The following is a 17699-nucleotide window of genomic DNA, read 5'->3' on the forward strand; positions in this document are numbered from 1 at the left end:
CCACGTACGACGCTGAACGAAGGGTTGAGTTGGTCTGTGTACCCCGGGTACGGAAGTCCGTACCGAGAAGAACCAATGGCCATTGGTCCGCGAAGGTTAAGCCAGCCTAGGGCGACCAGTCAGTAATGGGTGACAATCGGCACAGGCGTCGTCCCTGTCCGTGTTCGCACCGGTCTGCGGGAGCGCTTCCACGCGCATGAGCACGCACCACACCGGCGGTAACCTGGGTACGGCACCGAACGGCAACCACCCCCGGTCCCGCCCCGAGGAAGCTGAACTGACGATGAGCAGTGGCCCACAGGAGCACGCCCCCGCCCGCCCCGCGCCGCCGGCACCGCGTACGCCCGAACCGGGCCGGGCGACCGTCCGGGCCGGCGCGGCGACGGACGCCCGGCTGACCGGTGTCCTGCCCGCGCCGACGCGCGTCCGACCCGCCCCCGGTGTGCGCTACCGCCTCACCGCCGAGACGGTGATCCGGACCGGTGCCGACCCGGCCGCCGGTACGGTCGCCGACTACCTGGCCACACTGCTGCGCCCGGCCACCGGCCACCCGCTGCCGGTCACCCGCGCCGACGACGGCACGCTCCCCCCGGTCGACGCGATCACCCTGCTCCTCGACCCGACCACCGAGACCTCGGAGACCGGGACGGCGGGGACCGGATCGGCGGGCAGCACGCACGAGGGCGGGTACCGGCTCGACGTGACCGGCGACGGCATCGTGATCCGGGCCCGGGACCGGGCCGGGCTCTTCCACGGCGTACAGACACTGCGACAACTGCTGCCGGCGGCGATCGAGAGCAGCACGGTCCAGCCCGGCCCCTGGGAGGTGCCGGGCGGGGAGATCGTCGACACGCCCCGGTTCGCCTACCGGGGCGCCATGCTCGACGTCTCCCGCCACTTCTTCGAGGTCCCCGACGTACTCCGCCTGGTCGACCAGCTCGCCCGGTACAAGCTCAACCACCTGCACCTGCACCTCACCGACGACCAGGGCTGGCGGATCGCGATCGACTCCTGGCCGAAGCTGGCCGAGGTCGGCGGCGCCACCGAGGTCGACGGCGGGGTCGGCGGCTACTACACCCAGGCCGACTACCGGACCATCGTCGAGTACGCCGCCACCCGGCACATCACCGTGGTACCGGAGATCGACCTCCCCGGGCACACCAACGCCGCGCTGCACGCCTACCCGGAACTCGCGCCGGACGGGGTCGCGCCAGCGGCGTACACCGGCACCGAGGTCGGATTCAGCTACCTCGCGGTCGACAACGAGCGCACGTACGACTTCGTCACCGACGTCCTCGGTGAACTCGCCGCGCTCACCCCCGGGGCATACCTGCACGTCGGCGGCGACGAGGCGTTCAAGCTCAGCCCGGCCGACTACGCCACGGTGATGAACCGGGTGCAGCGGATCGTCGCCGACACCGGCCGTACGGTGGTCGGCTGGCACCAGCTCGCCCCGGCCGAGCACGTCCCCGGCCGGGTGCTCCAGTACTGGGGCACCACCACCGCGGACGAGAAGGTGGCCGCCGCCGTCGCCCAGGGCGCACGGGTGATCATGTCCCCGGGCAACCGCACCTACCTGGACATGAAGTACACCGAGTCGACCACGCTCGGGCAGGACTGGGCCGGCCTGATCGAGGTACGCACGGCGTACGACTGGGACCCCGGCACCTACCTGGACGGGGTGCCCGAGGAGGCGGTACTCGGCGTCGAAGCACCACTGTGGACGGAAACGATCCGTACGGTGCCGGAGATCGAGTACATGACCTTCCCCCGGCTGGTCGCCGTCGCCGAACTGGGCTGGTCGACCGCACCCGCCCGCGACTGGGAATCGTTCCGGCTCCGGCTCGCCGCACACAGCCCACGGTGGGACACCGCCAGCATCGCCTACCACCCCTCCCCCGAGGTGCCCTGGCCGACCACGACCGGCACCGGACCGGCCGTCCCGTCGCCACGCCGCGAGATCGGCCCGGTCGAGCCGACCGCCGATGGGGGCGCTCAGCCGCCGGAGTCGTCCATCTCGGCCCCGGCCGGTACGACGTCACTGTCCCGGTCGGACAACCAACCGTCCGGCAGGTAGACCTTGCCGGGCGAGTTCGTCCGGCCACGCGGCTGACCCAGCGTGTGGGTCGGGAACGGCTCCACCGGGTCGAGCTTGCCGAGCAGGTCGTCCAACTCGGCCAGGCTGTTGATCATAGCGAGAGACCGGCGCAACTCACCGCCGACCGGGAAACCCTTCAGGTACCACGCCACATGCTTACGGAAGTCGGTGCAGCCGTCCCGCTCACTACCCAGCCACCCGGCGAGCAGTTCGGCGTGCCGGCGCATCGTCCCCGCCACCTGCCCCAGATCCGGCAGCACCCGATCGGACCGGCCCGCGAAAGCCGCCGCCAGGTCGGCGAAGAGCCACGGCCGCCCCAGGCAACCCCGACCGACCACCACTCCGTCCGCACCGGTCCGCTCCAACATCCGGAGCGCGTCGTCCGCCTCCCAGATGTCGCCGTTACCCAGCACCGGCACGTCCAGCGCCTGCTTGAGGGTGGCGATCGCGTCCCAGTCGGCGCTGCCCGAGTAACGCTGCTCGGCCGTACGCGCGTGCAGCGCCACCGCCGCCACCCCGGCCTCCTGCGCGGCGAGCCCCGCCTCGACGTACGTCAAATGGTCGTCGTCGATGCCCTTGCGCATCTTGACCGTGACCGGCACCCCGGCCGGTGCCGCCGCGGCCACCGCCGACCGGACCAGCCGGGCGAAGAGCCGGCGCCGCCACGGCAGGGCCGCGCCACCGCCCTTGCGGGTGACCTTCGGCACCGGACAACCGAAGTTGAGGTCGATATGGTCGGCCAGGTCCTCCTCGACCACCATCCGCACCGCCGCCGCCGTCGTCTCCGGGTCGACCCCGTAGAGCTGCAGACTGCGCGGTCGCTCGTCGCGGCCAAACGCGATCATGCGCATGGTGCGGGGATTCCGCTCCACCAACGCCCGGGTGGTGACCATCTCGCAGACGTAGAGCCCGCCGCCCTGTTCCCGACAGAGCTGACGAAACGCGACATTGGTGATACCGGCCATCGGCGCGAGCACCACCGGCGGCCACACCTGGTGCCCGCCGAGAGCCAGCGAACCCGGCACAGCCCGGGCAGCAGCGGACGACGTCATCCTCCGAGCATCCCACCCGCCCCCCGGGGGTAAGGAAGGGCCCCTTGTTATCGCATTCGGTAGAGGAAGGGCCCCTTATTAACAGGCCCTCGTAACACACTTTCCGACCTGGTGGGCGATTTCCACAGGGAGGTCGGTTGTCCACAGATCGCTGGCGGAAGGGGTCGGGCGCGGAGCGGGGTGATCCAGGCTGCACGGATGACCGGAGCAACCGACCTCGAACCGGCCGCGCGCCTCGAACCGGCCGCGCGCCTCGAACCGGCCGCGCGCCTCGAACCGGCCGCGCGCCTCGAACCGACGCCCGTGCCGCTGGAGACAACCGCCGCTCGGCAGCAGCAGATCGTGTCGCGGGCCCAACTGCTGCTCGCCGGAGTGGACGACATGCAGATCTACCGACGCGTCCGGCAAGGGCGCTGGCAACGCCCGCTGCCGGGGACGTACTCATTGGTCACGGGGGTGTTGACGGACGAGCAACGTCGGATCGCGGCGGTGCTCTACACCGGACGGGACGGGCAGATCACCGGACTGGCGGCCCTGCACTGGTACGGCTTCCGTTACGTACCCAAGAGCGACCAGGTGCAGTTGATCGTGCCGCACCACAGCCGCAGAAGGTCGGCCGGGTACGTGAACGTCGCACGTGCTCTGACACTCGACAGCCGTGCCCGTGACGCGGGGCTCTACCGGGTCTGTTCGCCGGCCCGGGCGGTCGTCGACGCCGCGCGGGACATGCGCGACCTCCGTACCGTTCGGGCGATCGTGGCGGAGGCGATCCAGCGCGACTTCACCGACCTGCCGACGCTCGACGAGGAAGTCCGACGTGCCCGCCGCAGCCGTACCGCGCTGGTCCGACGGGCCTTCGCCGAGGTGGTCGACGGCGTGCGGTCGGCGCCCGAGGCCGAGCTCCGGGAGTGCCTGGCGGGTAGCGAGGTGCTGCCGGAGATCTGGTGGAATCCTCGGCTCGGTGACCGGTCCGGTGCCCGGCTGCCCAGTCCGGACGGCTGGATCGACGACGCCGCGATCGCCCTCGAGGTCGACTCCCAGGAGTTTCATTTCACGCCCACCGGGTGGGCCAGCACACTGAGGAGAAACAACGAACTGGGGCGGCACGGCGCGCTGGTGCTGCATTTCACACCGGCTCAGATCAGACAGGACCCGGATCTGGTACGCCGCACGGTCGAGGACGCCTACCTCTCCCGCCAGGGCTCCCGCCCCCCATGCTCGGCACTCCTCCTACCCGAGTAGGCGCGGGCCCGCCCGCCCGAGTAGGCGCGTTAGGAAGGGCCCCTTCCTATACAGAAAACGATAAGAAGGGGCCCTTCCTTACATCTCAGCAGCCGGGGAGGCGCTCGATCAGGTAGTTCTCCACCTGGTCGAGGGAGACGCGCTCCTGGAGCATGGTGTCGCGGTTGCGTACGGTGACCGCGTTGTCATTCAGGGTGTCGAAGTCGACCGTGACGCAGAACGGGGTACCGATCTCGTCCTGCCGGCGGTAGCGCCGACCGATCGCCTGCGAGTCGTCGAACTCGACCACCCAACGCTTGCGCAGGGCGGCGCTGAGGTCCCGCGCCTTCGGCGACAGCTCCGGGTTGCGCGACAGCGGCAGGACGGCCACCTTCACCGGGGAGAGTCGGGGGTCGAAGCGCAGTACGGTCCGCTTGTCGACGCCGCCCTTGGTGTTCGGCGCCTCGTCCTCGTCGTACGCCTCGAGCAGGAACGCCAGCACCGCGCGGGTCAGGCCGGCGGCCGGCTCGATCACGTACGGCATCCAGCGCTCGCCCTTCTCCTGGTCGAAGTAGGAGAGGTCGACGCCGGAGTGCTTGCTGTGCGTGGTGAGGTCGAAGTCGGTGCGGTTGGCGATCCCCTCCAGCTCGGAGAACTCGGTGCCGCCGAACATGAACTTGTACTCGATGTCCACGGTCCGCTTCGAGTAGTGGGAGAGCTTCTCCTTCGGGTGCTCGAACAGCCGCAGGTTCGCCTCACTGAGCCCGAGGTCGATGTACCAGTTCCAGCGCTCCCGCAGCCAGTAGTCGTGCCACTGCTCGTCCGAGCCCGGCTCGACGAAGAACTCCATCTCCATCTGCTCGAACTCGCGTGTACGGAAGATGAAGTTGCCCGGGGTGATCTCGTTGCGGAACGACTTGCCGACCTGGGCGATGCCGAACGGCGGCTTCTTGCGCGCCGACGTCATCACGTTGGCGAAGTTGACGAAGATGCCCTGAGCCGTCTCCGGGCGCAGGTAGTGCAGGCCCTCGTCGCTCTCCACCGGGCCGAGGTAGGTCTTCATCAGGCCGTTGAACATGCGCGGCTCGGTGAAGGTGCCCTTGTTGCCGCAGTTCGCGCAGTTGATCTCCGCCAGGGAGGCCGGCGGCCGGCCCTGCCGGGCCTCGAACGCCTCTTCCAGGTGGTCGGCGCGGAACCGCTTGTGGCAGGACTGGCACTCGGTCAGCGGGTCGACGAACGCGTCCAGGTGACCGGAGGCGGCCCAGACGTCGCGGGCGAGGATGACGGCGGAGTCGAGCCCGACGATGTCGTCGCGCTGCTGCACCATCGTGCGCCACCACTGACGGCGGACGTTCTCCTTCAGTTCGACGCCGAGCGGACCGTAGTCCCAGGCCGACCGGGTTCCCCCGTAGATCTCGCTGGAGGGGAAGACGAAGCCTCGACGCTTGGCGAGGCTGACCACGGCATCGATACGGTCGGCAGGCATTGGTTCTCCTCCTACGCCGACTGGCGGTCGGCGGGGACAGGGTCTGCGGGGACAGGGTGTCGGCGGGGACGATCCGGAACGGGACAACGGTACGGTCACCGGTGGTCCAAGCCCAGCAGATTACTCCGCTGGCCGACCGGCCCGACCAGCACCTCCGCCGGGCTGGTCGGCCGCCGCCCCCCGAGGGACCGCTCGGCCCCGGGGCCGCCTAGTTGATGCCGCAGACCTCAAGCTGACCGGTGCGGCGGTCCTGCGCCAGCAGCACCCGCAGGTTGTCGGAGCCACCGGTGTCGTAGACCACGTCGACCGGGACGGCCAGGTCGGTGGTGCCGGCAACCGCACCTATCTCGTACGACCTGATCTGCGGCTGGTCGGAGACCCGTGCCTCGAACTCGCGTGGCGACTCCCGGCGCTGGGCCGCGTCGCAGAGGACCTCGTAGGCCTTGTCGAACTCCTGCTTGCGGAGCGCGTCGAAGTAGTCGCCGGTCACCGCGCGGGCCTGTTCGTTGACCGCCTGGCCACCCGCCACGCCCAGCCCGACCACGGCGACCGCCCCGCCGCCGCAGCAGAGCACCACCGCGAGCGCGGCCACGCCCAGCCCGAGCCAGAGCCGCATGGTCCGGCCCTCGGTCGGTGGCGCGGCGAACGGCGGCGTCACTCCCGGTCCGGGCGGCGGCGCGGACACGCCTCCCAGCGGTGGCGGGCCGTACGTTCCGGGCGGCACCGGGTACGGCATCGGCGGGCCGGCCGGCCCCGGAGTGGTCATGGTCGCAAGGGTAGTGCCCGCGATCTCATCGTCGGGGATCAGTGGCCCGGTCACTCGCCGTGACCTCGACCGATCCGCCCGGAGCGGCTGCGGCGAGCGCCTCGTAGGCGGACGGCTCGTCCAGCGATTCGGCGAGCAGCGGGGTGGCGTACACCTTGACGTCGAAGGCGCCCAGGGCCCGCCGGTAGGTGCCGACGGACTCCCATTCGGTCACCAGGGACCAGTGCCGGGGGTCGTCGAGCGCACGGAGAAGCTGCCCGCGCTGGTAACCGGGGCGGGTGGCCAGCGCGGCCAGCGCGGCGTGTGCCCGTTCGGTGAAGGACGCCGCGCCGTCCTCGTCGACCACGAACCGGTTCGTCACCAGCACCGGGTGCCTCCTCGTAGAGTTTGTGCCATGCAGCGTACGCAGAGCGTCTTGCTGGCCCGTCTGGCCCGGGTGAATCCGACGGTCGTGTTCCTCGCCACGGTCATCGTGATGCTGGTCGGCCTCTTCGCGCCGGGGATCATCGGCGGGGCGGTGCTGCTGGCGCTCGCCGTCGGGCTGCTGGCGCTGCTGCGGGTCACCTGGCCGGTGCAGCCGCCGGCGACCCGACTCGTCCGCCTGCTGATGTTGGCCCTGCTCACCACGGTCGCCCTGGTGAAGATCCTCTGACCCCTGTGCCCGTCGTCCGGCTGGCCGCCGCCGTGCGGCCGGTCTGACCGGCGTACGCCGCGCGCTTGGTCACATGCACGCATGCGTTTTTGACAATCATTCTCATTCGCGCGGAGAGTAGGTGTCATGGTGATCCGTTCCGTCCCCCGCACCCTGGCCCTCGCCGCGAGCGCGCTGCTGGCCCTCGGCACCGCCGCCGCCTGCGGCTCCGGCTCCAGCGGGAGCACCGACGGACGGGTCGACGTGGTCGCGGCCTTCTACCCGCTCCAGTACGTCGCCGAGCGGGTCGGCGGCGACGCCGTACGGGTGACGAACCTCGCCAAGCCGGGCGCCGAACCGCACGACCTGGAGCTGAACCCGGGCCAGGTCGGCCAGATCAGCGACGCCGACGTGATCGTCTACCTCGACGGCTTCCAGCCGGCGGTGGACGACGCGATCAAGCAGGTCGGCGGCGACCGGAGCTTCGACGTGGCCGCGGTGGAACCGCTGCACGACGCCACGGCCGGCGGGCACGAGCACGAGGGCGAGGAGGCGGCGGCCGAGGAGAAGGCCGGCGCCAAGGACCCGCACGTCTGGCTCGACCCGACCCGGCTCGCCACCATCGGCGACAAGCTCGCCGAACGTCTCGGCAAGGCCGACCCGGGCCGGGCCGCCGACTACACCGCCCGCGCCCAGGCGCTGCGTACCGAGTTGACCGCCCTGGACCAGGAGTACGCCCAGGGCCTGCGCAACTGCCAGCGCCGCGAACTCGTCACCGCGCACACCGCCTTCGGCTACCTGGCCGCGCGCTACCAACTGGAGCAGGTCGGCATCTCCGGGATCACCCCGGAAGACGAGCCCTCGCCGAAGCGGCTCGCCGAGGTCGCCGACGAGGCGAAGGAGCACGGCGCCACCACGATCTTCTTCGAGACCCTGGTCAGCCCGAAGGTCGCCGAGACGATCGCCCGGGAGATCGGCGCGTCGACCGCCGTACTCGACCCGATCGAGGGGCTGTCCGACGGCGGCGGTGACTACGCTTCCGTGATGCGTACCAACCTCAGCGCTCTGAAGAGCGCTTTGAGCTGCTCATGAGCGAACATCTACGGGTGGACGCAGAAGAACGCCGGGTGACGGTCGGCGAGCAGGCCCGGGCCACGGGGAACAGCACGCCCCGGGCCACGGTGAACGGCACGCCCCGGACGGCCGTCGACGAGTTGCCCCGGACGGCGGTGGACGCGACCCCGGACACGGTGCCGGTCGAGTCGCGCCGGACGGTGGTCGGGGTCGACCGGGCGGTGGTGAGCTACGGCGACCGCCGGGTGCTGCGCTCCGTCTCGCTGCGGGTCCGGACCGGTGAGGTGGTCGCCGTACTCGGCGCGAACGGCTCGGGCAAGTCGACACTGATCCGGGCCGTACTCGGGTTGGTTCCGCTCGGCGGCGGATCGGTCGAGCTGTTCGGCACCCCGCTGCGCAGGTTCCGGCAGTGGGCCCGGCTCGGCTACGTACCGCAGCGGCTCGGCGCCGGCAGCGGCGTACCGGCGACGGTGGCCGAGGTGGTCGCCGCCGGCCGGCTGGCCCGGCGCGGCTTCCTGCGCCCGTCGGGCGCCGCCGACCGTACGGCGGTGGCGAACGCCCTGCACGCGGTCGGGCTCAGCGACCGAGCCGCCGACCCGGTCTCCACCCTCTCCGGCGGCCAGCAGCAGCGGACCCTGATCGCCCGCGCCCTGGCCGGTCAGCCGGAGCTGCTGATCCTGGACGAGCCGACGGCCGGCGTCGACGCCGCCAGCCAGGAGGCGTTCGCCGGGGCGCTGCGCAACTTCGTCGCCGACGGCGGGACGGTCCTGCTCGTCGCCCACGAACTCGGCCCACTGGCGCCACTGATCAGCCGGGCCGTGGTGGTGGCGCAGGGCGAGATCGTGCACGACGGCGCGGTGCCGGAGCCGGCGGGACACCACGCCGACACCGACCACGACCACGTCCACCCGCACGGTCCGGAGGAACTCCCGGGGTTGTGCATCAAATGATGATCTTCCAGTACGAATTCATGCTCCGCGCACTGGTCGGTGCGCTGGTCATCGGGCTCGCCGCCCCCGCGCTCGGCATCTACCTGGTGCAGCGCCGGATGTCGCTGATCGGCGACGGCGTCGGGCACGTCGCCCTCACCGGGGTCGGGATCGGCCTGCTGCTGAACACCTCCCCGGTGCTCACCGCCGTGATCGTCTCGGCGGTCGGCGCGGTCGCCATCGAACTGGTCCGGGAACGTGGCCGCACCTCCGGTGACCTGGCATTGGCCCTGCTCTTCTACGGCGGCATCGCCGGTGGGGTGATGCTGGTCGGCCTCTCCTCCAACAGCAGCAACGCGACCCTGATGTCGTACCTCTTCGGTGCCCTGACCACGACGTCGCCGCAGGACCTGGTGGTGATCGTGGTGGTCGCGGTCGTGGTGCTGGCCGCCATGCTCGGCCTGCGCCCGGCCCTCTTCGCGATCAGCCACGACGAGGAGTACGCCCGGGTCTCCGGACTGCCGGTGCGTGCGCTCAACCTGCTGCTCGCGGCGACCACGGCGGTGACCGTGACCATCGCCATGCGGACCGTCGGACTGTTGTTGATCAGCGCCCTGATGGTGATCCCGGTCGCTACCGCACAGCAGTTCAGCCGGGGCTTCCGGAGCACGATGGCGGCGGCGATGACGCTCGGCCTGGTCGCCGCCGCGGTCGGGGTATGGCTGGCCGGAACAGCCAATACCGCCCCGGGCGCGACGATCGTGGTGGTCTCGATCGCCGGTTTCCTGCTCGTCGCCCTCGGTGGCGCCGGCTGGCGGTCCCTGCGCCGCCGGACCGGGCCAGCCGGCGCGGGCCGACCGGTCGAGCCCGCCGGGGCGCCCGAATCGGTGCTGGAGCAGACGGCCCCGTTGGTCGGACCGGGCCGATAGTGGTTACCGTTACGTGGTGACCACTGGAGGATACGAGGTGTACGAGAGCGCCGGGGAACTGTTACGGGCTCTCTCCGCTCCGATCCGGGTCGCGATCGTCACCGAGCTCGCCGACGGTGAGCGCTGCGTACACGAGCTGGTGGAGAAGCTCGGCGCGGCGCAGCCGCTCGTCTCCCAGCACCTGCGGGTGCTCCGCGGCGCCGGGGTGGTACGCGGCTCGCGTCGCGGTCGGGAGATCGCGTACGCGCTGGTCGACGAGCACATCGCGCACATCGTCGCGGACGCCGTCAGCCACGCGGGCGAAGCGGCCCCGGCGCGGCTGAACGCGAGCTGACCGCGGAGGAGGGGACATGACGGACGCGGGTACGGCAACCGGCACCGCCGTCCGCAACACCCGGCAACGCAGCGCGGTCGCCGCCCTGCTCGCCGAGGTGGCGGGCTTCCACAGCGCCCAGGACCTGCACGGAATGCTGCGTGAGCGGGGTGAACGGGTCGGGCTGACCACCGTCTACCGGACCCTGCAGGCACTGGCCGACGCCGGTGAGATCGACGTGATGCGCCCGGCCGGCGGCGAGCAGCTCTACCGGCGGTGCAGCGACGGGCACCACCACCACCTGGTCTGCCGGGGCTGTGGCCGTACGGTCGAGATCGAGGGTCCGGCCGTGGAGCACTGGGCCGACGGGGTCGCCGCCGGACACGGGTACGCCGACGTCAGCCACACCCTCGAAATCTTCGGCACCTGCCCGGACTGCGCCGCCTGAACCACCCCGGCCGGCAGCCCCGCCCGCTGGTGTTCGCGCTGCATCCCGGCGAGGATGATCGCGAACGAAGGGGGTGGGTGCGTGCTGCACCTGAGGGTGATCGTCCCGAGTGACCGCAGCCAGGCGGTGGTCGACCTGCTCTCCGCCGATCCCGCGGTCACGCACGTGATCGTGCTGCCCGGCGCGGGCCGGGTGCCACCGGGGGACGTGGTCCTCTGCGACGTCGTCCGGGAGGGCGCCGACGGGATCCTGGTGGCGCTCCGGGAGATGGGGGTGGACCGGGCCGGCGGGATCGCCGTCGAAGGAGTGGACGTCACGCTCTCCGCGGCCGCCGAGCGGGCCGGTCGGGCCGCACCCGGGTTGGGCACCGACGCCGTGGTCTGGGACGAGGTCGCCCGCAAGACCGGCGAGGAGACCAGGCTCTCCGCCACCTACCTGGCGCTGATCACCCTGGCCACCATCATCGCCGGCATCGGCGTCCTGCTGGACCAGCCGATCCTGATCGTCGGCGCGATGGTCGTCGGTCCGGAGTTCGGCCCGCTCGCGGCCCTCAGCGTGGCACTGGTCCGGTGGCGGCGCCCGATCATCCGGCGATCGGCGACCGCCCTGCTGGTCGGCTTCGTCGTCGCGATGGCGGTGACCGTGCTCAGCACCTGGGCGCTGACCGCCGCCGGTCTGATCGACCGGGGGATGCTGCTCGCCGACCGACCGCTGACCGACTTCATCTGGCGGCCCGACGCGCTCTCCTGGGTGGTGGGCTTCCTCGCCGGGGTCGCCGGCATGCTCTCGGTCACCTCGAACAAGTCCGGCTCGCTGGTCGGCGTGCTGATCTCGGTGACGACCGTGCCGGCGGCGGCGAACGTCGCCGTCGCGCTCGCGTACCGGGTGCCCGACGAGGCGGTCGGTTCGGCCCTGCAACTGTTGATCAACCTGGCCGCGATCGTGCTCGCCGGGGTGCTGACCCTGCTGGTGCAACGGCTCTGGTGGTCGCGGATCACCGCCGGCCGCCAGCCCCGCCCACCCCGACCGGCTCGATCGGGACGGACACGGGCGGAGGTGGGCAGTGCGCGCGGATGACCTCGCACCGCTCGGGCGCACCAACCTCCGGGTGAGCCGCCTCGGCCTCGGCCTGGCCTCACTCGGCGGGATGTTCGCACCGGTCGACCAGACGCAGGCGGTCGCCACCGTGGACCGGGCCTGGGACCTCGGCGTACGGCTCTACGACACCGCCCCGGTCTACGGCTACGGGCGCTCCGAGACCCGGGCCGGGTCGGCGTTACGTGACCGGCCCCGTGACGACTACGTGTTCTGCACGAAGGTGGGGCGGTTGATCGAGCCTGGTGGGCGGGACCACCAGGCGATCTGGGCCGACCCTCCGCCGGGCGTCGGGCCCCGGCTGGACTACAGCTATCCGGGCGTCATCCGCTCGGTGGAGCAGAGTCTCGAACGGCTCGGCCTCGACCGGATCGACGTACTGCACGTACACGACCCGGACCAGGACTATCCGACGGCTCTGCGCGAGGCGTACCGGGCCCTGGCCGACCTGCGGGCGGCCGGCGTGGTCGGGGCCGTCTCGCTCGGGGTGAACCACGCGGACGTGGCGGCCCGCTTCCTTCGTGAGGCGCCCGCGCCCGGACCCGACTGTGTGCTGCTCGCCGGGCGCTACACGCTCCTGGACCAGTCCGGGCTTGCCGACCTGCTGCCGCTCTGCGCCGCACGTGGGGTCGCGGTGATGGCGGCTGGCGTGTTCCAGTCCGGTCTGCTGGCCGAGCCCCGGACCGGTGCGGCGTACGGCTACACCGACGTACCAGCCGCGCTGCTGGACCGGGTCCGGGCGCTGCGGGAGATCTGCGCCCGGTACGGTGTGCCACCGCTCGCGGCGGCGATCCAGTTCCCGTTCGGACACCCCGCGGTGGCGACGGTGGTGGTCGGGGCTCGGGCGGCGCACGAGGTTGCGGAGAACGCCGCCCTGCTGGCGTACCCGATCCCGGCGGGACTGTGGCGGGCGATGAAAGCCGAGCGCCTGCTGCCGCCGGATGCACCTGTACCCGGCGCGGACGGTTGAGCGGTTTTCGCGTCCGGTCCGGACGTGGCACGCTCTTCGGCGTGAAGATTTACGCTGACCGTTTTCCGACCGCCGTCCGGCAACTCCTCACCGACCTCCTCGTCGTCGCCTGGGTGTACCTGTCGATCCGGTTCGCGATGTGGCTGTACGACCTCATCCAGAAGCTCGCCGTACCGGGGCGGAAGCTGGAGGGCGCCGGCACCGACCTGGCCCGGAACTTCGCCGAGACGAGCGACAAGATCGGGCGTACGCCGCTGGTCGGTGACGAGCTGACCGGGCCGTTCGACCGGGCGGCCGAAGCAGCCCGGTCACTCGCCGAGGCGGGTCAGAACCAGCAGGAACAGGTTGGTGACCTGGCGCTGGCGCTGGCCCTGCTGGCACTGGTCTTCCCACTGGCCCTGGTGCTGCTCGGCTGGTTGCCGCTGCGACTTCGGTGGATCCGCCGGGCCAGCGCGGCGAAGGCGTTGCGTACCGCGCCGGCCGGGCGGGACCTGCTCGCGCTCCGGGCGTTGTCGAACCAGCCCCTGCGTCAGCTCACCCGGATCGGTCCGGATGTGGCGCAGGCGTGGCGACTCGGTGACGAGGCCACCGTCGACGCGCTGGCCGCTCTGGAGTTACGGCGCCTCGGACTCCGCGTCAATCGATAGAGTTGACCACTGTGCGTATCGTGCTCGGTCTGCTGAGCGTTGTCCTGCTCGGCTACGCGGCCGCCCTGCTCTGGGCGGCCCAGCGTGGCCGGGGCATTCCGCGCGCGGCGTACCTGGCCCTGATCCCGCTCAACCTGGCCGTGCTCATCCTGGTCATCCTGGTGGTCTGGTAACCGGTCACTGCGCCGGTCGGGCCGGTGACGGGATGCGGCGACGTACGTCCGGCACGGTGGCCGGCCCCGGCTCCCAGGCGGCCACCCATGCCTGCTCCCCTGCCGGGGTGATGACACCGTCCTCGACGAACGCGTACCGGCCGGCGAGGATCCGTTTGGCCGCCGCCACGTCGACCGAGTCGGTGTTCTCCCACAGGTGGTGGAAGAGGGTCTCGACCCGGGTCCGGGCCTGCCGGCAGAACAGGTCGGCCAGCTCGACCCCCTCGGGACGGTTGTCGCGCTCGGCGCGGGCCCGTACGGCGACCGCGGCCATCGCGAACAGTTCCGCGCCGATGTCCACGATCCGGCCGAGGAACGCCTGCTTGCGTTCGAGTTTTCCCTGCCAGCGAGACATCGCGTAGAAGGTGGAGCGGGCGAGTTTGCGCGACGACCGCTCGACATAGCGCAGGTGCTGTGCCAGGGGGCCGAATTCGGCGTACGCGCCGGGTTGCTGGCCGCGACCGACCGCGAGCGTGGGCAGCCACTTCGCGTAGAAGGCGCTGGCGTTGGCGGCGGCGCGGGCCTTGCGGCCGATTCCGGCGTCGGGGTCGATGATGTCGCCGGCGACGGAGAGGTGAGCGTCGACCGCCTCGCGGGCGATCAGCAGATGCATGATCTCGGTGGAGCCCTCGAAGATCCGGTTGATCCGCAGGTCGCGCAGGAGTTGTTCGACGGCGGCCGGTCGTTCGCCCCGGGCGGCGAGTGAGTCGGCGGTCTCGTAGCCGCGACCGCCCCGGATCTGGATCAGTTCGTCGGCGACCTGCCATGCCATCTCGCTGGCGTAGAGCTTGACCAGGGCGGCTTCGATCCGGATGTCGGAGGTGTCGTCGTCGGCGAGCATGCAGCAGAGGTCGAGCATGGTCTCCATGCCGTACGTGGTGGCGGCGATGAAGGAGAGCTTTTTCGCCACCGCCTCGTGCTCGCCGACCGGACGGCCCCACTGGACCCGTTCCGCCGACCATTCGCGGGCCACGTTCAGCGACCATTTGGCGGCGCCGACGCACATCGCGGGCAGCGAGAGCCGGCCGGTGTTCAGTGTGGTCAGGGCGATCTTCAGGCCCTTGCCCTCGCCACCGATGACGTTCTCCTTCGGCACGATCACGTCGTGGAAGCGGGTGACGCTGTTCTCCAGGCCGCGTAGGCCGAGGAAGGCGTTGCGTCGCTCGACGGTGATGCCGGGCGAGTCGCCCTCGACCACGAACGCGGTGATCCCGCCGCGCCGCCCGTCGCCGGCCGGGACCCGGGCCATCACCACGAGCAGGGTGGCGACGGTGCCGTTGGTGGCCCAGAGTTTGATGCCGTTGAGCCGGTAACCGGTGCCGTCCTCGGTCGGTTCGGCGGTGGTCGCCAGGCGGGCCGGGTCGGAGCCGACGTCGGGCTCGGTGAGAAGGAAGGAGGAGACCTCCCCGGCGGCGAGCCGGGGCAGGAAGCGTTGCTTCTGTTCGTCGGTGCCGAACATCTTCAATGGCTGTGGCACTCCGATCGACTGGTGCGCGGAGAGCAGCGCGCCGATCGCCGGGCTGGCCGAGCCGGCGAGCATCAGCGCCCGGCAGTAGTGCAGGTTGCTCAGGCCGAGGCCGCCGTACTTCTTGTCGATCTTTATGCCGAAGGCGCCGAGCCGGGCGAGGCCGTGGAAGACCTCGTCGGGGATTTCCGCGTCGCGTTCGATCCGGGCGCCGTCGACGTCGGTGCGGACGTAGGAGTCGAGTTGGCGCAGCCACTGCTCGGCCGGGCCGGCGCGCTCCGGGTCGGGACGTGGCCAGGGGTCGATCAGGTCGAGTCTGAGCCGGCCGAGGAAGAGTTCCTTGCCGAAGCTCGGTTTGCCCCAGGTGGTTTCCCGGGCGGCCTCGGCGACCTGGCGGGCCTCCCGTTCGGAGACCTGGCCGGCTTCCTTCGGTAGTGGCCCGATTCCGTCGGCGGTGCTGGTCGGCCCGGGTCCGTCGGCGCCGTCCGCCGCCGGCCGGTCATTCTGCGTCGTGGTCACGGCAACCCCCTAGACGAGGTACGGCAAAAGCCTGCGCTGACCTGCATGGACAACGCTACTGCGCCGTGTTACCCAGCGGTAGGTTCGTGCACTCCCCGAAATTTCCGGCAACGCCGGACCACGAGTGGCCGGTACGCCGCACCCGGCGTACCGGGAACGGTTACTCGCGACCGCGCAACTGCTCGTTGATGCGCAGGGCTTCCTGGAGTTGGTCTTCCAGGATGATGATCCGGCAGGCCGCTTCGAGGGCCGTGCCCTGGTCGACCAGTTCCCGCGCCCGGGCCGCCAGCCGCAGCTGATAACGGGAGTACCGACGGTGTCCGCCGGTTGAGCGTTGCGGGTCGATCAGTTTCGCCTCGTCCAGGCTGCGCAGGAATCCCGGGGTGATTCCGAGCATCTCCGCGGCCCGGCCCATGGTGTAGGCGGGGTAGTTCTCGTCGTCGAACGTCGTGTTCGGGTCTTGACCCATTGCACCTCCGCGTCACGAGGGCCCCGGTGCCGAAGCACCGGGGCCCAGGGTCTTGGGTTGAACACCATTTACCGGCTTCTGCGCCGGTCTCTTGTATGCGCACCGGCCGTCTGAAGCGGCTGGCGGTACGCGGATCGCATAATCGTGACCGGAGACCACCTCTTTCTGATGGGACTACGGTGTCCGTCCGGCGCGCGGGAGCGCAGCCGACGGGCGATCCAACGGTGTCTCTTCCCTCCCCTTTCCTCTGATTCCTCTACTTGCTGTTACTTCTACTTGCCTTGCTCTACTGCCTTGCCTTGCTCTACTGCCTTGCCTTGCTCTACTGCCTTACCTTGCTGCCGGGCGTCGGTCGCTCTGCCGGAGCCCCTAGCAACCACATGGCCCCATGCACTGTCCGACGACACCCAGGCGAGCCGGAGCCCCAGAAGGTGCCTGGCCCCAACTCCTCTGCCGGTCGTGTCCTCACGTCCCGGGCAGTCCGTCCGCGTCTTTGTTGATCGTGCTCTCTCGACAACAGGAACGTTACCCGATCCGACAGCGAATATCTACCCCAACCGCGATAGTTTTTTTGGTGAATCTGACTCAACTCTGCGCCACCGCCCGACGACGCTCCGACGCCACCCGGACCGCTCAGCTTCCCGGGATCACCCGCGGCAACTCGTCCTCGACCACATCCACGTCGTCCTCGTCGTCGTCTTCGCCCCACTTGCGGCGCAGGTACGGCAGCCCGGCCCAGAAGGTCAGGAACCAGGCCGCGGTGACACCGCTGAGCACAAACGCGATCGGACGGGGCAGGACGAAGTCGGTGATCAGCAGCACCGAGCTGACCATCGCGATCAGCATGAAGCCGAGCCCACCGGTGGCCATGCTGTGCGCGAAGAGCACCAGTTCCGGTTTGCGTCCCTGACGGAACAGTGCCCGGTGGAAGGCGACCGGCGAAATGATCAGCGCGGTCGCGGCGGCGGCGGCGAGCAGCGCCACCACGTACACGTCCTTCTGGAACTGGCTGGTGTCCGGGAAGCCGTTGCTGAACGGAAGGGTGAGCAGAAACGCGAAGAGGATCTGCACCCCGGTCTGTGCCACCCGCAACTCCTGTAGCAGGTCGGCGAAGTTGCGCTGCCAGCGCTGCTTCTCGGTCTCCTTGGACACCCTCGGCCCGCCTCTCGTTCACGTTTGGTCCGGCAGCTTTGCCCGGCTCGCGCCATAGCCAAACGTGAACTTGCCTCGGGTGAGGGCCTATCTGGACGACCGCTTCGCGCTGCCCCGCAAGCAAACCGTCAACATGGTCAGGAGCGGCTCTGACCTTCGATCCCCGGGCATGGCAGGCATTCGTCACCGCCGTCAGGGACCGCTGACCCCGGTGCCGTGGCCG

Annotated in this window: 19 protein-coding genes; 12 read left to right on the forward strand and 7 right to left on the reverse strand. The window is 70.6% G+C overall.

The window, feature by feature from the left end:
* Positions 1-283 precede the first annotated feature (283 nt).
* A complete protein-coding gene (locus BDK92_RS09585) occupies positions 284-2077 on the forward strand; it encodes a beta-N-acetylhexosaminidase (protein ID WP_170208858.1) in 1794 nt (597 codons plus the stop codon).
* Here BDK92_RS09585 and dusB read toward each other — a convergent pair.
* Positions 1996-3150: a tRNA dihydrouridine synthase DusB gene (gene dusB / locus BDK92_RS09590; RefSeq protein WP_121156398.1), complete on the reverse strand. Its 1155-nt coding sequence runs from the start codon at positions 3148-3150 to the stop codon at positions 1996-1998. The two genes, BDK92_RS09585 and dusB, sit on opposite strands and share 82 nt — an antisense overlap.
* A gap of 198 nt (positions 3151-3348) precedes the next feature.
* On the opposite strand from dusB, the gene BDK92_RS09595 reads away from it, so the two are divergent.
* Positions 3349-4392: a type IV toxin-antitoxin system AbiEi family antitoxin domain-containing protein gene (locus tag BDK92_RS09595; RefSeq protein WP_121161878.1), complete on the forward strand. Its 1044-nt coding sequence runs from the start codon at positions 3349-3351 to the stop codon at positions 4390-4392.
* Positions 4393-4477: 85 nt separating this feature from the next.
* Here the strand turns inward: BDK92_RS09595 and BDK92_RS09600 are convergent, their stop codons facing one another.
* The 3 genes from BDK92_RS09600 to BDK92_RS09610 form a co-directional block, all read right to left on the reverse strand.
* Positions 4478-5857, reverse strand: coding sequence for a glycine--tRNA ligase (locus BDK92_RS09600; protein ID WP_121156399.1), 1380 nt, complete (start codon positions 5855-5857; stop codon positions 4478-4480).
* A 208-nt stretch (positions 5858-6065) separates the two neighbouring features.
* Positions 6066-6593 carry a hypothetical protein gene (locus BDK92_RS09605; protein WP_425462300.1) on the reverse strand — a complete coding sequence of 176 codons (528 nt, stop codon included), beginning with the start codon at positions 6591-6593 and terminating at the stop codon, positions 6066-6068.
* Between the two features lie 55 nt (positions 6594-6648).
* Complete coding sequence (locus BDK92_RS09610) at positions 6649-6990, reverse strand: antibiotic biosynthesis monooxygenase family protein (protein ID WP_121156400.1); 342 nt, start codon at positions 6988-6990, stop codon at positions 6649-6651.
* A gap of 27 nt (positions 6991-7017) precedes the next feature.
* Between BDK92_RS09610 and BDK92_RS09615 the strand changes: the two genes are divergently transcribed.
* From BDK92_RS09615 to BDK92_RS38910, 10 genes are all read left to right on the forward strand, one after another.
* On the forward strand, positions 7018-7275 hold the full coding sequence (locus BDK92_RS09615; RefSeq protein ID WP_121156401.1) for a hypothetical protein: 258 nt from the start codon (positions 7018-7020) through the stop codon (positions 7273-7275).
* A gap of 126 nt (positions 7276-7401) precedes the next feature.
* Positions 7402-8346: a metal ABC transporter substrate-binding protein gene (locus BDK92_RS09620; protein ID WP_121156402.1), complete on the forward strand. Its 945-nt coding sequence runs from the start codon at positions 7402-7404 to the stop codon at positions 8344-8346.
* Positions 8347-8528: 182 nt separating this feature from the next.
* The gene (locus tag BDK92_RS09625) at positions 8529-9278 is read left to right on the forward strand and encodes a metal ABC transporter ATP-binding protein (protein ID WP_246017500.1); all 750 of its coding nucleotides are present in this window, start codon (positions 8529-8531) and stop codon (positions 9276-9278) included.
* Positions 9275-10186 (forward strand): metal ABC transporter permease, encoded by a 912-nt coding sequence (locus BDK92_RS09630; RefSeq protein WP_121156403.1) that lies wholly within the window; start codon positions 9275-9277, stop codon positions 10184-10186. The genes BDK92_RS09625 and BDK92_RS09630 overlap by 4 nt, the downstream gene beginning before the upstream one ends.
* A 16-nt stretch (positions 10187-10202) precedes the next feature.
* On the forward strand, positions 10203-10520 hold the full coding sequence (locus tag BDK92_RS09635; protein WP_425462219.1) for an ArsR/SmtB family transcription factor: 318 nt from the start codon (positions 10203-10205) through the stop codon (positions 10518-10520).
* Positions 10521-10536: 16 nt separating this feature from the next.
* Entirely contained in the window at positions 10537-10947 is a 411-nt protein-coding gene (locus BDK92_RS09640) for a Fur family transcriptional regulator (RefSeq protein ID WP_121156405.1), read from the forward strand.
* 81 nt (positions 10948-11028) lie between these two features.
* On the forward strand, positions 11029-12024 hold the full coding sequence (locus BDK92_RS09645) for a DUF389 domain-containing protein (protein WP_121156406.1): 996 nt from the start codon (positions 11029-11031) through the stop codon (positions 12022-12024).
* On the forward strand, positions 12011-13012 hold the full coding sequence (locus BDK92_RS09650) for an aldo/keto reductase (RefSeq protein ID WP_121156407.1): 1002 nt from the start codon (positions 12011-12013) through the stop codon (positions 13010-13012). The genes BDK92_RS09645 and BDK92_RS09650 overlap by 14 nt, the downstream gene beginning before the upstream one ends.
* A 41-nt stretch (positions 13013-13053) precedes the next feature.
* Positions 13054-13659, forward strand: a complete 606-nt coding sequence (locus tag BDK92_RS09655) for a hypothetical protein (RefSeq protein ID WP_121156408.1) — start codon at positions 13054-13056, stop codon at positions 13657-13659.
* A gap of 11 nt (positions 13660-13670) precedes the next feature.
* A complete protein-coding gene (locus BDK92_RS38910; protein ID WP_170208534.1) occupies positions 13671-13832 on the forward strand; it encodes a hypothetical protein in 162 nt (53 codons plus the stop codon).
* A gap of 4 nt (positions 13833-13836) precedes the next feature.
* Here the strand turns inward: BDK92_RS38910 and BDK92_RS09660 are convergent, their stop codons facing one another.
* From BDK92_RS09660 to BDK92_RS09670, 3 genes are all read right to left on the reverse strand, one after another.
* Positions 13837-15855, reverse strand: a complete 2019-nt coding sequence (locus BDK92_RS09660; protein ID WP_121156409.1) for an acyl-CoA dehydrogenase family protein — start codon at positions 15853-15855, stop codon at positions 13837-13839.
* A 160-nt stretch (positions 15856-16015) separates the two neighbouring features.
* Positions 16016-16324 (reverse strand): MerR family transcriptional regulator, encoded by a 309-nt coding sequence (locus tag BDK92_RS09665; RefSeq protein ID WP_121156410.1) that lies wholly within the window; start codon positions 16322-16324, stop codon positions 16016-16018.
* A gap of 633 nt (positions 16325-16957) precedes the next feature.
* Entirely contained in the window at positions 16958-17476 is a 519-nt protein-coding gene (locus BDK92_RS09670; protein ID WP_121156411.1) for a DUF6328 family protein, read from the reverse strand.
* Positions 17477-17699: the final 223 nt, after the last annotated feature.

Source organism: Micromonospora pisi (genome assembly GCF_003633685.1).
Lineage (GTDB): Bacteria > Actinomycetota > Actinomycetes > Mycobacteriales > Micromonosporaceae > Micromonospora_G > Micromonospora_G pisi.